Origin of the sequence: Clostridium sp. AUH-JLR23 (assembly GCF_964238065.1) — a bacterium.
In the GTDB taxonomy this organism is placed as follows: domain Bacteria; phylum Bacillota_I; class Bacilli_A; order Erysipelotrichales; family Coprobacillaceae; genus Allocoprobacillus; species Allocoprobacillus merdigallinarum.
Genome location: NZ_CAXSKY010000015.1, coordinates 24,113 through 41,605 on the forward strand (window position 1 = coordinate 24,113; position 17,493 = coordinate 41,605).

General features: G+C 31.7%; 18 protein-coding genes, 2 tRNA genes, 1 riboswitch and 1 other annotated feature. Of the genes, 8 read left to right on the top strand and 12 right to left on the bottom strand.

What is annotated here, in order from left to right; translation table 11 throughout:
- Window positions 1–193: 193 nt before the first annotated feature.
- Together ACESR5_RS08490 and ACESR5_RS08495 are read right to left on the bottom strand one after the other, a co-directional pair.
- Window positions 194–267: transfer RNA gene (locus ACESR5_RS08490), tRNA-Trp, on the bottom strand.
- Between the two features lie 3 nt (window positions 268–270).
- Window positions 271–346 (bottom strand) — tRNA-Glu (locus ACESR5_RS08495).
- 99 nt (window positions 347–445) lie between these two features.
- Between ACESR5_RS08495 and ACESR5_RS08500 the strand changes: the two genes are divergently transcribed.
- Together ACESR5_RS08500 and ACESR5_RS08505 are read left to right on the top strand one after the other, a co-directional pair.
- Window positions 446–811, top strand: coding sequence for a hypothetical protein (locus ACESR5_RS08500; protein WP_087243054.1), 366 nt, complete (start codon window positions 446–448; stop codon window positions 809–811).
- 2 nt (window positions 812–813) lie between these two features.
- Window positions 814–1,338, top strand: a complete 525-nt coding sequence (locus ACESR5_RS08505) for a GNAT family N-acetyltransferase (protein ID WP_087243056.1) — start codon at window positions 814–816, stop codon at window positions 1,336–1,338.
- 86 nt (window positions 1,339–1,424) lie between these two features.
- Here the strand turns inward: ACESR5_RS08505 and rpmF are convergent, their stop codons facing one another.
- The gene (gene rpmF / locus ACESR5_RS08510; RefSeq protein ID WP_087243058.1) at window positions 1,425–1,592 is read right to left on the bottom strand and encodes a 50S ribosomal protein L32; all 168 of its coding nucleotides are present in this window, start codon (window positions 1,590–1,592) and stop codon (window positions 1,425–1,427) included.
- Between the two features lie 12 nt (window positions 1,593–1,604).
- Window positions 1,605–2,117: a DUF177 domain-containing protein gene (locus ACESR5_RS08515; protein ID WP_373155095.1), complete on the bottom strand. Its 513-nt coding sequence runs from the start codon at window positions 2,115–2,117 to the stop codon at window positions 1,605–1,607.
- 155 nt (window positions 2,118–2,272) lie between these two features.
- Here ACESR5_RS08515 and ACESR5_RS08520 point away from each other — a divergent pair, with 155 nt between their 5' ends.
- From ACESR5_RS08520 to ACESR5_RS08530, 3 genes are read left to right on the top strand one after another with little or no spacing between them, the layout of a single operon-like run.
- Entirely contained in the window at window positions 2,273–3,424 is a 1,152-nt protein-coding gene (locus tag ACESR5_RS08520; RefSeq protein WP_373155097.1) for a nucleotidyltransferase, read from the top strand.
- Between the two features lie 36 nt (window positions 3,425–3,460).
- Window positions 3,461–4,213 (top strand): threonine/serine exporter family protein, encoded by a 753-nt coding sequence (locus tag ACESR5_RS08525; protein WP_087243064.1) that lies wholly within the window; start codon window positions 3,461–3,463, stop codon window positions 4,211–4,213.
- A gap of 1 nt (window position 4,214) precedes the next feature.
- A complete protein-coding gene (locus ACESR5_RS08530) occupies window positions 4,215–4,670 on the top strand; it encodes a threonine/serine exporter family protein (RefSeq protein ID WP_373155099.1) in 456 nt (151 codons plus the stop codon).
- Window positions 4,671–4,917: 247 nt separating this feature from the next.
- Here ACESR5_RS08530 and pheT read toward each other — a convergent pair whose 3' ends face one another.
- From pheT to ACESR5_RS08550, 4 genes are all read right to left on the bottom strand, one after another.
- A complete protein-coding gene (gene pheT, locus ACESR5_RS08535) occupies window positions 4,918–7,308 on the bottom strand; it encodes a phenylalanine--tRNA ligase subunit beta (RefSeq protein WP_087297077.1) in 2,391 nt (796 codons plus the stop codon).
- A gap of 4 nt (window positions 7,309–7,312) precedes the next feature.
- Complete coding sequence (gene pheS / locus ACESR5_RS08540; RefSeq protein ID WP_373155126.1) at window positions 7,313–8,350, bottom strand: phenylalanine--tRNA ligase subunit alpha; 1,038 nt, start codon at window positions 8,348–8,350, stop codon at window positions 7,313–7,315.
- Window positions 8,351–8,379: 29 nt separating this feature from the next.
- Window positions 8,380–8,577, bottom strand: a binding site (T-box leader).
- A gap of 43 nt (window positions 8,578–8,620) precedes the next feature.
- Window positions 8,621–10,477: an ATP-binding cassette domain-containing protein gene (locus ACESR5_RS08545; RefSeq protein WP_373155101.1), complete on the bottom strand. Its 1,857-nt coding sequence runs from the start codon at window positions 10,475–10,477 to the stop codon at window positions 8,621–8,623.
- 1 nt (window position 10,478) lies between these two features.
- The gene (locus ACESR5_RS08550) at window positions 10,479–12,263 is read right to left on the bottom strand and encodes an ATP-binding cassette domain-containing protein (protein WP_373155102.1); all 1,785 of its coding nucleotides are present in this window, start codon (window positions 12,261–12,263) and stop codon (window positions 10,479–10,481) included.
- A gap of 39 nt (window positions 12,264–12,302) precedes the next feature.
- On the opposite strand from ACESR5_RS08550, the gene ACESR5_RS08555 reads away from it, so the two are divergent.
- The gene (locus ACESR5_RS08555; protein WP_087243076.1) at window positions 12,303–13,247 is read left to right on the top strand and encodes a TIGR01212 family radical SAM protein; all 945 of its coding nucleotides are present in this window, start codon (window positions 12,303–12,305) and stop codon (window positions 13,245–13,247) included.
- A 7-nt stretch (window positions 13,248–13,254) separates the two neighbouring features.
- Here ACESR5_RS08555 and hpf read toward each other — a convergent pair whose 3' ends face one another.
- From hpf to ACESR5_RS08575, 4 genes are all read right to left on the bottom strand, one after another.
- The gene (hpf, locus tag ACESR5_RS08560; RefSeq protein WP_087243078.1) at window positions 13,255–13,794 is read right to left on the bottom strand and encodes a ribosome hibernation-promoting factor, HPF/YfiA family; all 540 of its coding nucleotides are present in this window, start codon (window positions 13,792–13,794) and stop codon (window positions 13,255–13,257) included.
- Window positions 13,795–13,886: 92 nt separating this feature from the next.
- Entirely contained in the window at window positions 13,887–15,029 is a 1,143-nt protein-coding gene (gene metK, locus ACESR5_RS08565) for a methionine adenosyltransferase (RefSeq protein WP_373155103.1), read from the bottom strand.
- Window positions 15,030–15,083: 54 nt separating this feature from the next.
- Window positions 15,084–15,181, bottom strand: a riboswitch (SAM riboswitch).
- A 6-nt stretch (window positions 15,182–15,187) separates the two neighbouring features.
- Window positions 15,188–15,310: a flagellar transcriptional regulator FlhC gene (locus ACESR5_RS08570; protein ID WP_224759512.1), complete on the bottom strand. Its 123-nt coding sequence runs from the start codon at window positions 15,308–15,310 to the stop codon at window positions 15,188–15,190.
- Between the two features lie 164 nt (window positions 15,311–15,474).
- Window positions 15,475–15,699 (bottom strand): NifU family protein, encoded by a 225-nt coding sequence (locus ACESR5_RS08575; protein WP_087243082.1) that lies wholly within the window; start codon window positions 15,697–15,699, stop codon window positions 15,475–15,477.
- 128 nt (window positions 15,700–15,827) lie between these two features.
- Here ACESR5_RS08575 and ACESR5_RS08580 point away from each other — a divergent pair, with 128 nt between their 5' ends.
- Together ACESR5_RS08580 and ACESR5_RS08585 are read left to right on the top strand one after the other, a co-directional pair.
- On the top strand, window positions 15,828–16,202 hold the full coding sequence (locus ACESR5_RS08580; RefSeq protein ID WP_087243084.1) for a CvfD/Ygs/GSP13 family RNA-binding post-transcriptional regulator: 375 nt from the start codon (window positions 15,828–15,830) through the stop codon (window positions 16,200–16,202).
- Window positions 16,202–17,482, top strand: a complete 1,281-nt coding sequence (locus tag ACESR5_RS08585; protein ID WP_087304095.1) for a glucose-6-phosphate isomerase — start codon at window positions 16,202–16,204, stop codon at window positions 17,480–17,482. Before ACESR5_RS08580 ends, ACESR5_RS08585 begins: the two co-directional genes overlap by 1 nt.
- Window positions 17,483–17,493: the final 11 nt, after the last annotated feature.

Below are 17,493 nucleotides of genomic sequence, written 5' to 3' on the forward strand. Positions count from 1 at the left end.
TGCAAGTCAATTAAAAAACATGAAATCTCTATAAATAATAACAAAATTATCAAATATTTTTTTACATTAATCATATATAGATTTCATTGAATAAAAAGCCACCCAATTACTATTTATCGCAATGAGATGACTTCTGTCGTAAATAATATATTTGAATAAGAAAAAAGAGCGATCAATCGCTCTAACTTACTGATGGCAGGGGCGGCAGGAATCGAACCCGCGTCCACGGTTTTGGAGACCGATGCTCTACCATTGAACCACGCCCCTATATGGTGACCTGTACGGGATTCGAACCCGTGAATGCATGCGTGAAAGGCATGTGAGTTAACCGTTTCTCCAACAGGCCAATTGATTTTGCTTTGTAATAATAACATATAAAATATAGAAAAGCAATAGAAAAAATAAAGAAATAGTGATATTATAGATAAGTATTGGAGGAAATAAAATGTTTGGTTTTGGAAAAAAAGTAGAAATTAAGAAAATAGATATTAATGAAGGATTTCGTCAATATGAAAAAAATCCTGATAAAATCACAATTATATGTTTAGATGAATTAAAAGACTATGATGAATTACATATTGCTGATGCAGAATGTTTTCCTTTTCGTTTATTAGATAGATTTGAAGAATCATATCCTAATAAAAACATGAAATATTATTTATATGCCATTAACAAGGCACTCAGTGAAAAAGCCTGTAAAAAACTATTAAAGAAAGATTATGATGTTTATGATCTAGGAAGTTTTTTAAATTATAGAGAAAGAGAAGAAGGATTTCAAGCGACAAGAAAAAATCGTAGAAGAAAAAGATAATAATGAAAATTCTTTATAAAAATATACTCATTCGTGATGCAAAAGAAAATGATGCAACAATTCTTACAAAATGGTGGAATGACGGAAAAATAATGGCTCATGCTGGATTTCCAGAAGGTATCAATACGACCGTTCAAAAAGTTAAGCACCAGCTCCAAGAAGAAATAAAAAATCATAAGCATCGTCTTATTATCGAATATAAAGATTGCCCCATTGGGGAGATGTGCTTTTTTCCTTGTCATGACGCAGTTGAAATTGGTATTAAAATATGTGAAATAAATATGCAAAATCAAGGTTTAGGTCATACCATACTCACATTATTCATTCATGAACTCTTTCAAAAAGGTGTACCCAAAATAGTTTTAAGTACAGATTTGAATAATCTTCGTGCGCAACATGTTTATGAAAAAATAGGTTTTCAAAAATATGATATTCAATATAATTATTGGAAAGATCCTCAAGGAGAAATGCATTCAGCTATTTTTTATGAACTGTTACCTCAAAATTTTATTCATCAACGAAAATAATTTTCAAAAAATAAGAGAACAGCTAAATCGCTATTCTCTTATTTTCATTTATTCATAAAAAAAGCCCTTGAAATAAGGGGCAGTTTTTATAACACTTTTTGTCCGTTGTAAGTTCCGCAATGTTTGCATACTCTATGAGATAATTTATATTCTCCACATTCTGGGCAAACAACGACACTTGGTACTGTTAACTTGTCATGTGTTCTTCTTTTGTTTCTTCTTGTTTTTGAAACTCTTCTTTGTGGTACTGCCATAGGTACACCTCCTTATTCCTTATCCTTAAAATAATCTTTAAGCTTCGCTAAACGAGGATCAATATAATCCTCATCATGTTTTTCATCCTCTTCACTTAATACTTTCCAGCCATGACCTTGAGTCTTTAAAGAAGCACCTTCCTTAACAACTCTCATTGGAACTTCCAGCATAATCTCCTGGAAAATGACAGGTGTTAAATCAACAATGTTTTTCTTAACTTCTATAACCTCTTCATCATCTTGTGGTTTATAAAAAGCAAAAATAACATTTGATTCAATATGGAAAGGATAATCCACATCTTCCAATGATATGGCACATGGTAAAATCATTTCTCCATCTATTTGGAAATCAACGTATAATTGATGATTTTTCGTATCTAAACGTCCCTGTCCTTGAACATGAACATTCTTTAAACCATTAATTTGGGATAAATTATGGAACATTTCTGATGGAAAACTTAATTTTTCATCGAAATGAAAACAACCATCTTTTTGTTTAATAATCCATTGTAAATTCCATTTCAAAAAAATCACCCTTTACATCGCATAGCCCATTATATATAAAAGTAAGAAATATGTCAATCTAAATTTAAATATTTCATTGAATATTTCCACTCTTTTCAAGTAAAACTATGTTTATTTCCTAAACTATGTTAAACTATCCCTTGGAGGTGAAAGCCATGAGAATATTAGGATTAATTGTTGAATATAATCCTTTTCATAATGGACACATTTATCATATCCAAAAAGCAAAGTCTCTGGCACAATTTGATTATACAATTGCGATTATGTCGTCATCATTTGTACAAAGAGGTGAACCAGCTATTATTGATAAATGGAAACGCAGTCAGTTAGCAATCGAATTTGGTGTAGATTTAGTGATTGAATTACCTTTTGTTTATACTTGTCAAAGTGCTGACTATTTCGCAAAAGGAGCTATAGATTTATTAGCAGCTATAGGGGTCACTGATATATGTTTTGGTAGTGAAGATGGTCGTATTTCAACTTTTGTTGATATCGCTCAAGCCATTTTTCAACATCAAGATGTCTATAATGAATATGTTCAAAAAGCTATGAAAAAAGGATTACGCTATGCTGATGCCTGCAATCAGGCACTTCAATACATTATGAATAAAGAAATTAAAACACCCAATGATTTATTAGGACTCAGTTATGTCAAAGAAATTATTTTCCATCAATATCCTATAACTCCTCATTGTTTTCCAAGAACAAATGCTTATCATGGATTCAATCTTCAAACCATTGCCAGTGCATCAGCTATCAGAAATGCTATAAGAAATAAGCAAGATTTTTCTCATTCCTTGCCTCATGCTGATCTCTATCATCATTGTGATCTTTTTCAACTTGAAGATTTTTTTCCATATTTACAATATCAAATTTGTACATCCAGTTTACAGGAACTAAAAAGCTATCATATGGTCGATGAAGGTTTAGAAAATTTATTATATAAACATATCCAATCTTGTTCATCAATGGAAGAATTCATCAATCAGTTATCCTCTAAACGTTATACACGTCCACGTATTTCGCGTATGCTTATTCATATTTTAATGAAGAACACAAAAAATGATATTCATAATGCCATGCATGTCGATTATTTAAGAGTCTTAGCTATGAATCAAAAGGGAAGACAATATTTATCTACTATTAAAAAAACATGTCCTTATTCTTTAATTACCAACCTGCCAAAATATCATCACCCTGCTTTAGAAATAGAACTGAAAGCAACACGTTTACTTTCACTTTTATCTTCTCACCCACAAGCACTTATTCAAGAAGAATTTTCACATATTCCATTGATTCAATCATGAGGTTTATGATATAACAATTATCTGTGGGGTGAAAAAATGAACGATTTAGACATTTTACAACAAATCAATAAAATTGGACAATTGTTATTAAAACATGGTGCAGAAATATACCGTGTAGAAGAATCTTTAAAAAGAATGTGTGAAGGATTTGGCTTTACTGATATTGAAGTTTTCGCAATCCCATCATATTTTACTTTATCATTAACTTTGCATGATGGAACACCCTATCAATCATCCAGGCGATCACGTAGTAATCATACTCATCTGGATCATTTATATGAACTCAATTGCTTAGTCAGACAAATCAGTAATCAAGAATTATCTCTAGATGAAATCAAAAATCAAATTGAGATAATTGAATCCGAAAGATTGAATTATCGTCTCATACTTATTGGTTATATTGTATCCGCAGCCATGTTCTGTGCATTTTTTGGTGGACATATCAATGAAATGATTGTTTCTGCTTTTATTGGGTTTATTTTATACTATTTTATATATCTTTTAGAAAAGCTTGATGTTAATGGAATTGTTCGTACAATTCTAGCAAGTATGGTTTTAGCCAGTATTGCTATTATTGCACAAAAAATAAATTTCATTACCAATCAGCAAGCAGTGATTACAGGAACTTTAATGATTCTTGTTCCTGGTATTGCTATTACAAATAGTCTAAGGGATATTATTGGCGGTGACTTTGTTTCTGGATTATCTCGTATGATTGAAGCTATTTTAATAGCTGCCAGCATTGCTATTGGTGTAGGGATTATGATGATGATTTTACAAGGAGTTTAAAATGGAAGGGTTTATACAGTGTTTATCAGCTTTTATAGGCTGCTTTGGTTTTACTTTTATATTTAGAATACAGAAAAATATTCGATTTTCTTTAACAGGATCTCTTATTGGTGCGCTAGGATGGTTTATTTATTTAACAACTGCTTCACTCAACAATATTTTCCTACAAAGTTTTATTGCAATGCTTTGCGTATCATTGCTTGCTGAATGTTTTGCTAGGTTTTTCAAAGCCCCTGCTACCATTTTTATTGTTATCGGTTGCTTTCCATTAGTTCCTGGTAGTGGTATTTACTATACAATGCTGTATGCTGTACAAGGGATGAATGACCTTTTTATGAAAAGCTTTTTATCCACTTTAGGAACCAGTCTTTCACTAGCTTTAGCTATTTTAATTTCCTCTACAGCATTTCAAGTTTATAAAAGAATCAAAACAAAGAATTTTATTGATATGGGATAAATAAAAGAAGTTATAATGCTAAGATGATGAGCATCTATGTATTATGACTTTTTATTTTATATACTCTCATAAAATCATATCATTATATAATAAATAAAAAAGGAGATGAACAAAATCATCTCCATTTATAATCAATCATGATAGTTTGAAAACTTTTAACTTCTAAAGTAAGCCTTCATCAGTTCGTTTTCAATCCGTTCTTCAAATAACAGTATAAACCGCATAAAGAGAACTCAAAGCATTGCATTTAAACTCTTAAATGTGCTCCATATTCTTTAGAAACAACATTTAAAATTTGTTCCATAGTTGCATTAATTGTTGCATCATCCAATGTTTTTGAAGCATCCTGGAATGTTAACGCAATAGCAACAGACTTTTTACCACTTTCAATACGTTCCCCTTCATAAATATCAAAAATCTTTGTATCAACAATGAAACGTTGACCAGCTTTACAAATAGAGCGTACAACATCATGAACAGGAATATCTTGATCCATAACCAAAGCAATATCTCTTGTTACTGAAGGATATTGTGGAATATCTGTAAATTTAATTGCTGGTTTCTTTAAATTTAATAAAACAGATAGATTTAATTCTGCAACATAAACATCTTTGACATCGTATTTTTTCGCAAGGCGAGGATGAATTTCACCAATAACACCAACAATGTCATTACCCATCATTAAATATCCACTTCTTCCAGGATGGAAGTTTTGATTATCTTCTTCAACACGTTTTAATGTATAACGTGATTCTTTAATTCCTAATTTCTTTAAAATTGTTTCCACAAATCCCTTAACTAAATAGAAATCAGCTTTTTGTTGAATTTGTTGCCATGTCACATCATGATACATACCTGTGCATGCAATAGCTAAATTTTGAATTTCATGACCTTGAGAATAAGTATTAGAAATTTCATAAATCATAACATCTTTTTGAGAATGAGCTGTATTATAATTGATTGCCTGTAATAAAGATGGAATTAATGATTTTCTTGTTACACTTCTTTCTTCACCGATTGGCAACATTAAAGCAATATGATCATCTTTATGGAAAAGATTAAAATCATCCACCATAGATGGTGAAGTCAACGTATATGTTATAACTTCATGTAATCCTAAATCTGTTAATAAATGTCTTATTGCTTTTGTATGACTTTGAACAGGTGTTAAAGCCCCTTTTGTCATTTCCATTAATGGTAATGTAGATGGAATATGATCATAACCATACATTCTTGCAATTTCTTCAATGACATCCGCATCCATTGACATATCATTACGATATGATGGAACATGAACAGTAAATGTTTCATTATCTAATGTATATGTAAAATGTAATCTTGTTAATATATCTTCAATATCTTCAGTTGAAATTGTTGTTCCTAGTAATCCATTGACACGTGATGTTGTCAATGTAATCACTTTTTCTGCCATTTCATAATCAGTCATGACTGTTTGATAAATTTCTTTAGCATCAGCCAATTCTTCAAGTAAAGCAGCACAACGATTTAAAACACGAGGTGTATTTGCTGTATCAATAGCTCCTTTGATATAGTGTTGTGAAGCATCTGTTAATAAATTTAAACGACGGGCTGTATTTCTTAATGTAGCTCCATGGAATGTTGCAGCTTCAATGACAATATTCACTGTATTTTCATCAATCTTTGTGTCATCACCACCCATGACACCAGCAACACATCCAATTCCCTGATCAGTAGAAACAATAATATCTTCAGGTAAGATTTCATATTCTTTACCATCTAATAATGTTGCTTTTTGATGGAATCCAGTCTTAATAACAAAACGTTTTTCTTTTAACTTATCATAATCATACATATGAATAGGTTGTCCTGTTTCTAACATCACAAAGTTAGAAATATCTACAATATTATTAATTGGCTTAATACCACTTGCCATTAAAAATGTTCTTAACCATTCAGGTGACTCCTTTGTTGTCACCCCTTTGACTAATTTAGCCCCAAAACATGGACATAAATCTGTTTGTACATCAATTTCAATATCGCTTTCTAATTCATTTAAAGTTTTCATTTCTGGAACATGAACATCTCTTTTTAACAATGCTCCGACTTCATAAGCCAAAGCAATCATTGCCATACAATCAGCACGATTTGGTGTTAAACCAATATCTAAAACAGTATCATCATACCCCATATATTTTAAAGCCTCTTCACCCACTGGAGCATCAGCATCTAAAACATGGATTCCTGCTTTATCTTGTTCACGTAATAATCTTTGATCAATTCCAAGTTCAGCAATAGAACAAATCATACCATTTGATTCTATACCACGTATTTTGGCTTCTTTAATTTTAAACCCATCACCTAAATCACATCCTGGCAATGCCACAATCACTTTTTGCCCAGCAGCAACATTAGGAGCTCCACAAACAATCTGTTGAGTGACTCCATTTCCTACTTCTACTTGACAAATATTTAAATGGTCACTATCAGGATGAGGAACCTTTTCTTTTACATATCCAACAACAAGTTTATCACCTCTTGCAAAGACATGCATTCCTTCAACTTCATGACCTATAGATGTCAATTGATCAGCAATTTCCTGAGCTGAAAAATCATCAACTTTTACATATTGATTTAATAATTTTAAACTTGCTTCCATATGTCTAATCCTTTCTTACAAATTGATTTAAGAATCTTAAATCACCACTATAAAAATCTCTAATATTATCAATACCATATTTCAACATAGCCACACGTTCTAATCCAATACCAAATGCAAATCCCTGATAAACCTGGCTATCAAATCCACACATTTCTAAAACTTTAGGATTCACCATACCAGCACCTAAAATTTCAATCCAACCTGTATTTTTACACATTGAACATCCTTTTCCATTACAGTTATAGCATGAAATATCAACTTCAACACTTGGTTCTGTAAATGGGAAATATGAAGGTCTTAAACGAATTTCACGTTTTTCACCAAACATCTTTTTCGCAAATAATTCCAATGTTCCTTTTAAATCAGCCATAGTAATATTTTTATCAATAACCAATCCTTCACATTGACTGAACTGATGCGAATGTGTTGCATCATCGTCATCACGGCGATATGTTTTTCCTGGACAAATAACTTTGATTGGTCCTCTTCCATTAGCCGCTAACATAACATGTGCCTGAACTGGTGATGTATGTGTTCTTAATAAAGTATTTTCATCAATATAGAAAGTATCTTGCATATCTCTTGCAGGGTGATCCTTTGGTAAATTCATAAGCTCGAAATTAAAATGATCGCTTTCAACTTCAGGACCTTCTGCGATACTATATCCCATTCCAATAAATAAATCTTCTAATTCTTCTCTAATCATTGTTAAAGGATGAATTGTTCCAAGTGGCAATTGACTACCAGGTAAACTAATATCAATTTTTTCATTTTGAATTTTCTTAAGCATTTCAGCTTCTTCTAATACTTTTCTCTTTTCTTCAATAGCTTGTGTTATCTCTTGTTTAACTTTATTTGATACTTGTCCAAAAGACGCACGTTGTTCTTTAGACATATCTTTCATTGACTTCATTGCAGATTGCATTGGGCCTTTTTTCCCTAGATAGAAAACCCTTAAATCATTTAAATCTTTTAATGATGAACAATCATGAATCTTCAATAAAGCTTCTTCTTTAATCTTTAATAATTCGTCCATAATATCCTCCTTCAAATAAAAAAATCGTTCCACATAGGAACGATTGTATCGCGGTACCATCCTAATTCATAACAAATGTTATGCACCTTTACTGCAATAACGCTGCTTCGCGGCGATGATTAGTCGCACTCCAAGGTGAATTCAATAAATGCATTGTAAGAAAACTTTCAGCCACCGTTTTCCTCTCTGATACAAATTCTTTATCTACTTGTCCTCTTCATCGTATTAACGCTACTATTATAACTAACTTTTTATATAAAAACAAGTTTTTCTTTACTCTTTTAATGCCTGAACAGTGTTCATTTTTAAAATATACAACAATGGTGGTAACTGACTTATCAAAACAAGTAAGTCACTAACAATAAAAACAAAAGCAATAATATTTATATCTACCTGTATAGAAAACAATTCACTTTCAAACATATTCTGTAAAAAGATATTCATCATATGAATCAATTGATAATACAAAATCATGCATATAGACTGTGTTAATATAAGAATTTGGAAAGACTCATAAAGCACAATTTTAATAATATCTAAAGAACTGGCTCCAAAACATTTCATGATAGCTAAATCTTTTTTCTTTTGTATCACATTTAAAAACATAACTTCACCAATCAAAAATAAAGAAGATAAAATAGCCAAAAGAGAAAAAAACAGCAAGATGATATTCGCTTGATTTAAAACTTGTGATACATTTTGAGTTGTCGATTCTCCTATCGCTAAAAATTCATAATCTGGAAATTGTTTTTTCAACTGTTTCATAACATGATCTCTATGATAGTCAGGATGTACATAAACAATTCCTAAATGTGATGACACCTGTTCAAGCTCATATTGATAAATATCTTTCAATAAATAAATGTAAGCATGATCCATCTGATAGAGTGTATCTAGAGCGGTGGTTTGATTTGTAATACCAACAATTTTATAACAAATACCTTTCACTTCCCAATCATGTTGATACCAGGCATAAACATTCTGCCCAATCAAAGAAGCGACATCCTGCTGTCCACAAAGATGTCTAGCTGTTGAAAGAGATAATAAAATTTCATGATGTGCCTGTGGATAATTTCCGTATTTTAATGACAGATATGTATAAGGAGAAGTATCATCTCCAATAAATAAAGTCTGAGATTGTTCATATCTTTCAGATTGAAAACCAATTCCTAAACATTCATAATCATCTAAAAACATCTCACTTTTCATAATTCCAGGTTGATTTTTTATCTGATTTAATAAATCTAAAAACAGAGATTGCTGATAACGTGATTGAAAACTGATTCCTGATGCAGGAACAAGTGAGTAAATATATTGATGAAACTGCCCTTCAAGATGACGAGTGAGTGTTAATGCTAAAACAATGCTTAATAATGATAATAGTAAACCTATCATCAATTGAAATGAACGTGCCTTATGTGAACATAATGATGCAAACGCAAGGCGCATATGGCATAAGAAATACTTCTTTTGCACAGTTGGAAAACGTTCAATTTTTTCCGTTTCATGAAAGCATATATGCTCAATAATCTGTCCGTCCTGCATTTTATAAACTTCATCACTATATTGGCTTACCAGCTTTTCATCATGAGATACCAAAATAACTAAACGATGTTGAGATTCTTCTTTTAATAATTCCATCACAGCTTGTGCATATTGGGGATCAAGCGATCCGGTAGGTTCATCACATAAAAGAATATCACTACGGTGATAGTGACTTCTTAAATATGCCAGACGTTGTCTTTGTCCAAGTGAAAGTGAATGCAAAGACTGATTTTTTAATGTTTCTAAAGCCAGTGATAATGATGCTTTTTCCTGTTTATGAAAAAAACGTGGTAAACTTATATTTTGTTTTACGGATAGCCACATAATCAGATGAAACTGTTGAAAGATAAAACTGACATGATGTCGTCGATAACGTGTCAAATGATGCTTAACACTCTTGTTTTCCCATAAAATATCACCTTGAAAATCAGTATCAATGCCTCCTAGAATATGTAATAAGGTTGTTTTTCCACAACCGCTAGGACCCACAATCGCAACAATGCCTGAAGTTGGAAAACACATACATATGTCATCCAAAACTTTTTGATAGTGATATCTTTTTGAAATATGTTGAACTTCAAGCATATTATTCCTCCCTTAAAACATCAATCTTCGTCATTTTCATCATTTTTCTAACAGGATGCAAAACAGATAAAACACTCATCACAAGATAAATCATAAAAATAATCACATATAAATCATAACGTGAATAAAAGATAGGCTTTAACAACAATGAAAAAGAAACATATTGCGAAATATTCACAACATGATTGATATATTCATATATAACCATCGCCAGCAAACAACCTCCACCAGCAATCATCAACCCCAATAGTACTGCCTCAAAAAGAGATAATATAAACAGTCTGAAAGATGAAATACCTAGTGATAATAAATATGCAATATCATGTTTTCTTTCAAAATAAATAATGGATTCTACGATTCCAATTAATAACAGTGATATCAACAAACTCATTCCAATGAAAATCATTGCTACAATTTGTGCTAAAGACAATAAAGATTGATAACTTGATACTCTTTCTTGAATTTCACTATAAACAATATAGTCTTTAGATAATGCTTGATATAAACTTTCATTTTTATTGAATTGACTTTCTACAATCAATTCACGATTATTCATCAACTCTGGCATTTCTTGTTTCAATGTATGATTGAGATAAATTTCATTTTGACTGAAAAAATCTTTTTGAAGAACGCCCACAACTGTTAAAGATATACTTTTTTGTTGATATGTTAAAACAATGGACTGCTGATGATATTTTTGATCAAATGACTGACTGACAACAATTTCATGAGCTTCCTGTGGAAAACGTCCTTTCAACAAACGAACATGTGTGTGTTGCACTGGTAAAAAATATAAGGCAGTATCTTCGATTTCCTGTTGGGACTGCCAAAGCTGACACTGTTCTAATTGATAACCATAATCTATATAAGCAATATCTTCATGAGAAAGCATTGTTTCAAATGGCATCCCATCTTTGTTTTCAACATTGATGATATTTTTTAAAACAGCTTGTTGCTCACTTTGAGACGTTGCTTCAAACGCTCCAAAAATAGCTGTTACAATCAAAAAGAACGCTACAATCACTATCCATTGAAATAAAAAAAGAAACATGAGTTTGTTTCTTTGATAAACTATTTGTCTGATAGGATAAAACCATAAAGTATGATGCTGATGTTTCTTTAAAGATATTTCTTTTGGCTTTTGAGATTGCTTCATATGTCCTTTTAATTGACCATCTTCTAATGTCAATACACTATCGCAATATGTCTGCAATAACAGTGGATCATGCGAAACAATAATAACCAAAGCATCTTGAGAAATCATTTTTAAATATTTCATAACGTCTTGAGCCTGATGGTGATATAAAGCCCCAGTCGGTTCATCACATAAAATAATATCGGACTGCTTTAATAACGCCTTCGCAAGAGATGCTCTTTTCATTTGACCACCAGATAATTGCGAAGGATAGCGGGACAACAAATCTTGTATACCAAGTCGTTTCACGACTTTTTGAAGCAATGACGAACTATAATGAAGATGACTGATATGGCAAGGCAAAATAATATTTTCTTTAATGGTTAAAGAAGAAATAAAATCTTTATTTTGCATCATAAAAGACATATGTTCGCATATAAACTTTTCTTTATCTTCAATTTTTTCATGATTAAAAAGAATATCTCCTTCATAATCTTCATCCAATAATCCCATAATATACAAAAGTGTACTTTTTCCACAACCACTTTTTCCTTGAATTCCAATCATTCCTGTGTCTGGAAAACAAATAGAAATATGATTGAGAATTGGGGTTGTTTCATATTGTTTATAAATATTTTTTAACTCTAACATTCTATTCTCCTTTATGTTATAATCTTAGCGGGTGATGCTATGAATCAATTTCCTTATACATTAGATAACAAACGCTATCATACATATAACTACTTTTTAAAAAATAAATATCATCATAAAGTTGCGAAAGTATCTTTAAATGCAGGCTTTACCTGTCCTAACCGAGATGGAACATGCGGGTATGGAGGCTGTATTTTCTGCTCAGATTCTGGCTCAGGCGACTTTGCTGGAAATGTCCAAGATTCTTTACAAAAACAATTTCATGATATTTCTTCTATAATGCGTCAAAAATGGCCTGATTGTCAGTTTATTGCATACTTTCAAGCCAACAGCAATACATATGGTACTGTCGCTCAACTCAAAGAAAGATTTGAACCATTTGTTGATATGAAAGATGTTGTTGGCATTGCGATTGCAACACGTCCTGACTGTTTAGATGATGAAATTTGTGATTATCTATATCAATTATCTCAAAAATGTGATTTATACATAGAGCTTGGTTTACAGACTATCCATGATCAGACGGCCAAACTGATTCATCGTGGACACGACTATCAGACTTTTTTAGAAGGACTTGATCGTTTAAGAAAACGTCACTTAGATGTTTGTGTTCATATCATTAATGGTCTACCCTATGAAACATATGATATGATGTTAGAAACAGCAAAACAGGTTGGTCAATTAGATATCCAAGGACTTAAAATTCACAATCTCTATATGCTGAAAAATACCGCTTTACATCGTTTATATCAAAAACAACCTTTTCCTATGTTAACGCGTGAAGACTATATTTCATTAGTTGTTGACCAATTGCAGTATATCCCTAGTCATGTTGTGATTGAAAGACTGACCGGAGATGCACCATTACAAGATTTAGTCGCACCTTTATGGTCAATCAAAAAAGTAACAATTCTTAATGATATTGATAAATTGATGAAAGAAAAAGATACCCATCAAGGGTATCTTCTAGAAAGCTCTGTATAGAGCTTTTTTATTGTGCTTCATGAGTTTCAATAAGTCCGTAACCACCATTATGTCTTTTATAAACAACACTGATTTCATTTGTTTCTACATCACGATAAACAAAGAATGAATGTCCAATCAATTCCATTTGCATAATCGCTTCTTCCATATCCATTGGTTTAGGACTGATTGATTTTGTTTTGACAATAACATCTTCTTCCTCATGTTCTAAAGGTTCAATAGAAGCAACATTAAATGCGAGTTTATTATCTTTAGATTTACGACTTAATCTCGTTTTATACTTTCTAATTTGTCCTTCTAATTTGTCGATAACTAAATCAATAGCATTATAAAGATCATTATCAACAACTTCTGCTCTTAATAATACATATTCTGTTGGAATAGTCACTTCAATTTTTTGACCAACTGGATAAGTACGAATCAAAACTTTTGCTTCAACATTATCACTGACAATGAAATACTTATCTAACATGCTGAGCTTTTTATTGATTTTTGTTTCAATCCCTTCAGTTAGTGCAATATTTTTTCCTCTTATACTGACTTTCATAAATATTCCTCCTTCGTTAATCTTATTATACCATTTCTGTCATATAAAAAACACTCATTTCGCTCAAAAATTAAAAAAGCCCCGTTAGGAGCTTATAAATATTTTTTTAAACTTTCTACTCGATCTAATTTTTCCCATGGAAGATCAATATCTCCCCTACCAAAATGACCATAGACTGCTGTTTTTTGATAAATAGGTCTAAGCAATTGTAAAGTATCAATAATACCTTGTGGTGTCAAATCAAATTCATTTTCAATAGCCTGTAAAATAACATCTTTTGATACTTTTTCAGTTCCATAAGTTTCGACAAAGACACTTGTTGGCTCTTTGACCCCAATAGCATAAGACAATTGAATTTCAATACGTTCACAAAGTCCGGCTGCCACAATATTTTTAGCCATATATCTTGCCATATAAGCACCGCTACGATCAACTTTAGAAGGATCTTTTCCAGAGAAAGCACCTCCACCATGTCTTGCAGAACCACCATAAGTATCAACAATAATTTTACGACCTGTTAGTCCTGTATCGCCATGAGGACCTCCAATGACAAAACGTCCTGTTGGATTAATCAAAACTTTATAATCTGTATTCATGCCATATTTTTTCACAACATCTTGCATAATGACATTTTGAATATAATCCTTAAAAGCTTTTTCATCAAAATCAGGATCATGTTGAATAGACATTAAAATCGTATCAATACGGGGATGCAAAGCATCTGTATAATCAACTGTCACTTGTGATTTCATATCTGGTCTAGCCCATTGGAATTCACCACTATGGCGTTTTTCAGTTGCATAACGTACCAAGTGATGCGCAATAGAAATTGGTAAAGGCATATATCCTTCTGTTTCATTGGAAGCATAGCCAAACATAATTCCCTGATCGCCTGCTCCTCCAACTTCTTTATTCGTTCCTAAAGCAATATCGCTTGACTGTACACCTATAACATTTTTAATTTCACAATGATGACCATCAATCCCAATCTCATCACTTGTATATCCGATTTGACATAATACATTTCTGGCAATTTGTTCATAATTAACCTGTGCCTGTGTTGTAATTTCACCACCAATGACCAAAAGATTTGTTGTTGTAAAACATTCACATGCTACACGTGAATATGGATCTTCAGCCAAACAGGCATCCAAAATAGCATCACTGATTTGATCACAGACTTTATCAGGATGTCCTTCTGAAACTGATTCAGACGTAAATAAAATTTTCTTCATTTTTTTCCTCCCACTTTTCAATAAAAAAAGCTTTCAAGAGGAAAGCCTTCTTTCCTCTTATTGTTCAAGTCTAACTTGCTAGGTAAGGCACCTTCTTTACACAAGGGTTGCCACCACTTCATAGATCCTCATCTCGTGGTTCTTAATAAGAGCTTTTATTATTGATATAATTTTTTTAAATCCTCATGACTTAAAGATGTCATAGCTTCAATTAATTCCATGTCTAATCCTAAGTCATAAAGAATTGATGCAATTTTTAATTGTTCTTGTTTTCTGTTCATTCTTATCACCAATCTTATTTTAACCGTAATAAGTAGACATTATTCTACAAAACAAGACTTTCTAAGTATATAAGAATATTTGTTATAAATCAAGTGATATTATCACATAATATAATTATAATATATTTTTCGTCGTTTTTTTCTCAAATTTTTCTCAATTTTTATTAAATAGCCTGAACTTCTAAAACTCCTGGAACTTCTTCAATTAAAATCTGTTCGACACCATCTTTTAAAGTTGCATCCAACATCATACATCCAGCACAGGCACCATGCATTTGTACATAAACAATTCCATCTTCAAATTTTACAAATTCAATGTCTCCACCATCTCTTTGTAAATAAGGTCTTAATTTATGTATCACTTTTTTAATTTCTGCTTCTTGATCCATGATTTCAGCCTCCTCTATAAATCTTTCTTATTATACCACAATTTTTTAAGAATAAAAGTCCAATGCTTTGATTTCACTTTCCACAAATATGACTTTATGCTATAATGAGTATGATTGGAGGGCTGTCAATGGAGCATCGTGTCAAAACTGGTGATATTATTGATGTAACCATTACGGGAATTCAACCTTATGGTGCATTTGCATCTTTACCCGATCAATCTTCTGGTTTAATTCATATCTCTGAAATATCTGATAAATTCGTTAGAAATGTAGAAAATTTTGTACATGTTGGCGAAGTCATTCGTGTAAAAGTGATTGATATTGATCATACAACACATCAAGCCAAGCTTTCTTTAAAAGCTGTTCATATGGCAAAAAGAAAATACAAAAGAGCTTATAAAAACCAGAGAGAAAAGATACAAGAAACACCTTTAGGATTTTATCCATTAAAAGAAAAATTGCCTGAGTGGATAACTCTAGGCGTAATCAAGGAGGAAGAATGATGATTAAAGTTGATTTATCAAAAGCAAAATTAACTGAAAGTATGGACTCATACAAAGAACAAGTTGCTCAAATTCATGAGATGATCCATAACAAAACTGGACAAGGAAGTGACTTCTTAGGATGGGTTGACTTACCTGTAAACTATGATAAAGATGAAGTTGAAGCTATTAAAGCAAAAGTTAATGAGTTAAAAGATGAAATTGATGTTTTATTAGTATGTGGTATTGGTGGTTCTTATTTAGGTGCAAGAGCTGCCATTGAAGCCTTAAACGGTTTATACCCTACTCATTCTGTGCAAATTATTTATATTGGAAATACATTCTCTTCTAACTACTTATCTCAAGTCAAAGAATATGTAAAAGATAAAGAATTCGCAATTAATGTTATTTCTAAATCTGGAACAACAACTGAAACTTCTATTGCATTTAGAATCTTTAAAGAATTACTAGAATCAACAAAAGGTAAAGAAGTTGCAAGAAAGAGAATTGTTGCAACTACTGATAAAGAAAAAGGAGCATTAAAAACTTTAGCTACTAACGAAGGATATACAACATTTGTTGTCCCTGATGATGTTGGTGGACGTTATTCTGTTTTAACTGCTGTTGGTTTATTCCCTATCGCTATGGCAGGTATTGATATTGATGCTATGATGAAAGGTGCTGCTGATGCAAGAGAAGAATACAGCAATCCTGACTTAGACAAAAACAGTGCTTATCAATATGGTGTTGCAAGACAAATGTTATCAAAACAAGGTTATCCTGCCGAAATGTTTGTGACTTATGAATTACAGTTAGCACAAACTGCTGAATGGTGGAAACAATTATTCGGTGAATCAGAAGGAAAAGAAGGAAAAGGAATCTTACCTACAAGTGCAACTTTCTCAACTGATTTACATTCACTTGGACAATTTATTCAAGAAGGAAGCAAAGTTTTATATGAAACTATTTTAAAAATTGCAAATCCAATTTCTGATTTAGAAATTCCTAGTGATCCTGATAACTTAGATAACTTAAACTATCTTGCAGGAAAAACTGTTGATTATGTTAATAAAAAAGCATGTGAAGGAACAATTGATGCCCATGTCAACACTGGAAATGTTCCTAACATTCAAATTACACTTGATGAATTAACTCCATACTCATTTGGATACATGGTATACTTCTTTGAAAAAGCTTGTGCTTTATCAGTATACTTATTAGGTGTCAATCCATTCAATCAACCAGGTGTTGAAGTTTATAAGAAAAATATGTTTAAATTACTTGGTAAGCCAGGTGTATAGAAGTGAGCGAT

Bases quoted from the DNA above. Each gene is read 5' to 3' on its own strand.
- hpf (WP_087243078.1), bottom strand. From the start codon at position 13,794: ATGAAAGTCAGTATAAGAGGAAAAAATATTGCACTAACTGAAGGGATT.
- ACESR5_RS08505 (WP_087243056.1), top strand. From the start codon at position 814: ATGAAAATTCTTTATAAAAATATACTCATTCGTGATGCAAAAGAAAAT.
- ACESR5_RS08570 (WP_224759512.1), bottom strand. From the start codon at position 15,310: ATGAACAGAAAACAAGAACAATTAAAAATTGCATCAATTCTTTATGAC.
- ACESR5_RS08580 (WP_087243084.1), top strand. From the start codon at position 15,828: ATGGAGCATCGTGTCAAAACTGGTGATATTATTGATGTAACCATTACG.
- ACESR5_RS08575 (WP_087243082.1), bottom strand. From the start codon at position 15,699: ATGGATCAAGAAGCAGAAATTAAAAAAGTGATACATAAATTAAGACCT.
- ACESR5_RS08550 (WP_373155102.1), bottom strand. From the start codon at position 12,263: ATGTTAGAGTTAAAAAATATTTATAAACAATATGAAACAACCCCAATT.
- ACESR5_RS08500 (WP_087243054.1), top strand. From the start codon at position 446: ATGTTTGGTTTTGGAAAAAAAGTAGAAATTAAGAAAATAGATATTAAT.
- ACESR5_RS08585 (WP_087304095.1), top strand. From the start codon at position 16,202: ATGATTAAAGTTGATTTATCAAAAGCAAAATTAACTGAAAGTATGGAC.
- ACESR5_RS08530 (WP_373155099.1), top strand. From the start codon at position 4,215: ATGGAAGGGTTTATACAGTGTTTATCAGCTTTTATAGGCTGCTTTGGT.
- ACESR5_RS08525 (WP_087243064.1), top strand. From the start codon at position 3,461: ATGAACGATTTAGACATTTTACAACAAATCAATAAAATTGGACAATTG.
- pheT (WP_087297077.1), bottom strand. From the start codon at position 7,308: ATGGAAGCAAGTTTAAAATTATTAAATCAATATGTAAAAGTTGATGAT.
- ACESR5_RS08520 (WP_373155097.1), top strand. From the start codon at position 2,273: ATGAGAATATTAGGATTAATTGTTGAATATAATCCTTTTCATAATGGA.
- ACESR5_RS08555 (WP_087243076.1), top strand. From the start codon at position 12,303: ATGAATCAATTTCCTTATACATTAGATAACAAACGCTATCATACATAT.
- ACESR5_RS08545 (WP_373155101.1), bottom strand. From the start codon at position 10,477: ATGCTTGAAGTTCAACATATTTCAAAAAGATATCACTATCAAAAAGTT.
- metK (WP_373155103.1), bottom strand. From the start codon at position 15,029: ATGAAGAAAATTTTATTTACGTCTGAATCAGTTTCAGAAGGACATCCT.
- rpmF (WP_087243058.1), bottom strand. From the start codon at position 1,592: ATGGCAGTACCACAAAGAAGAGTTTCAAAAACAAGAAGAAACAAAAGA.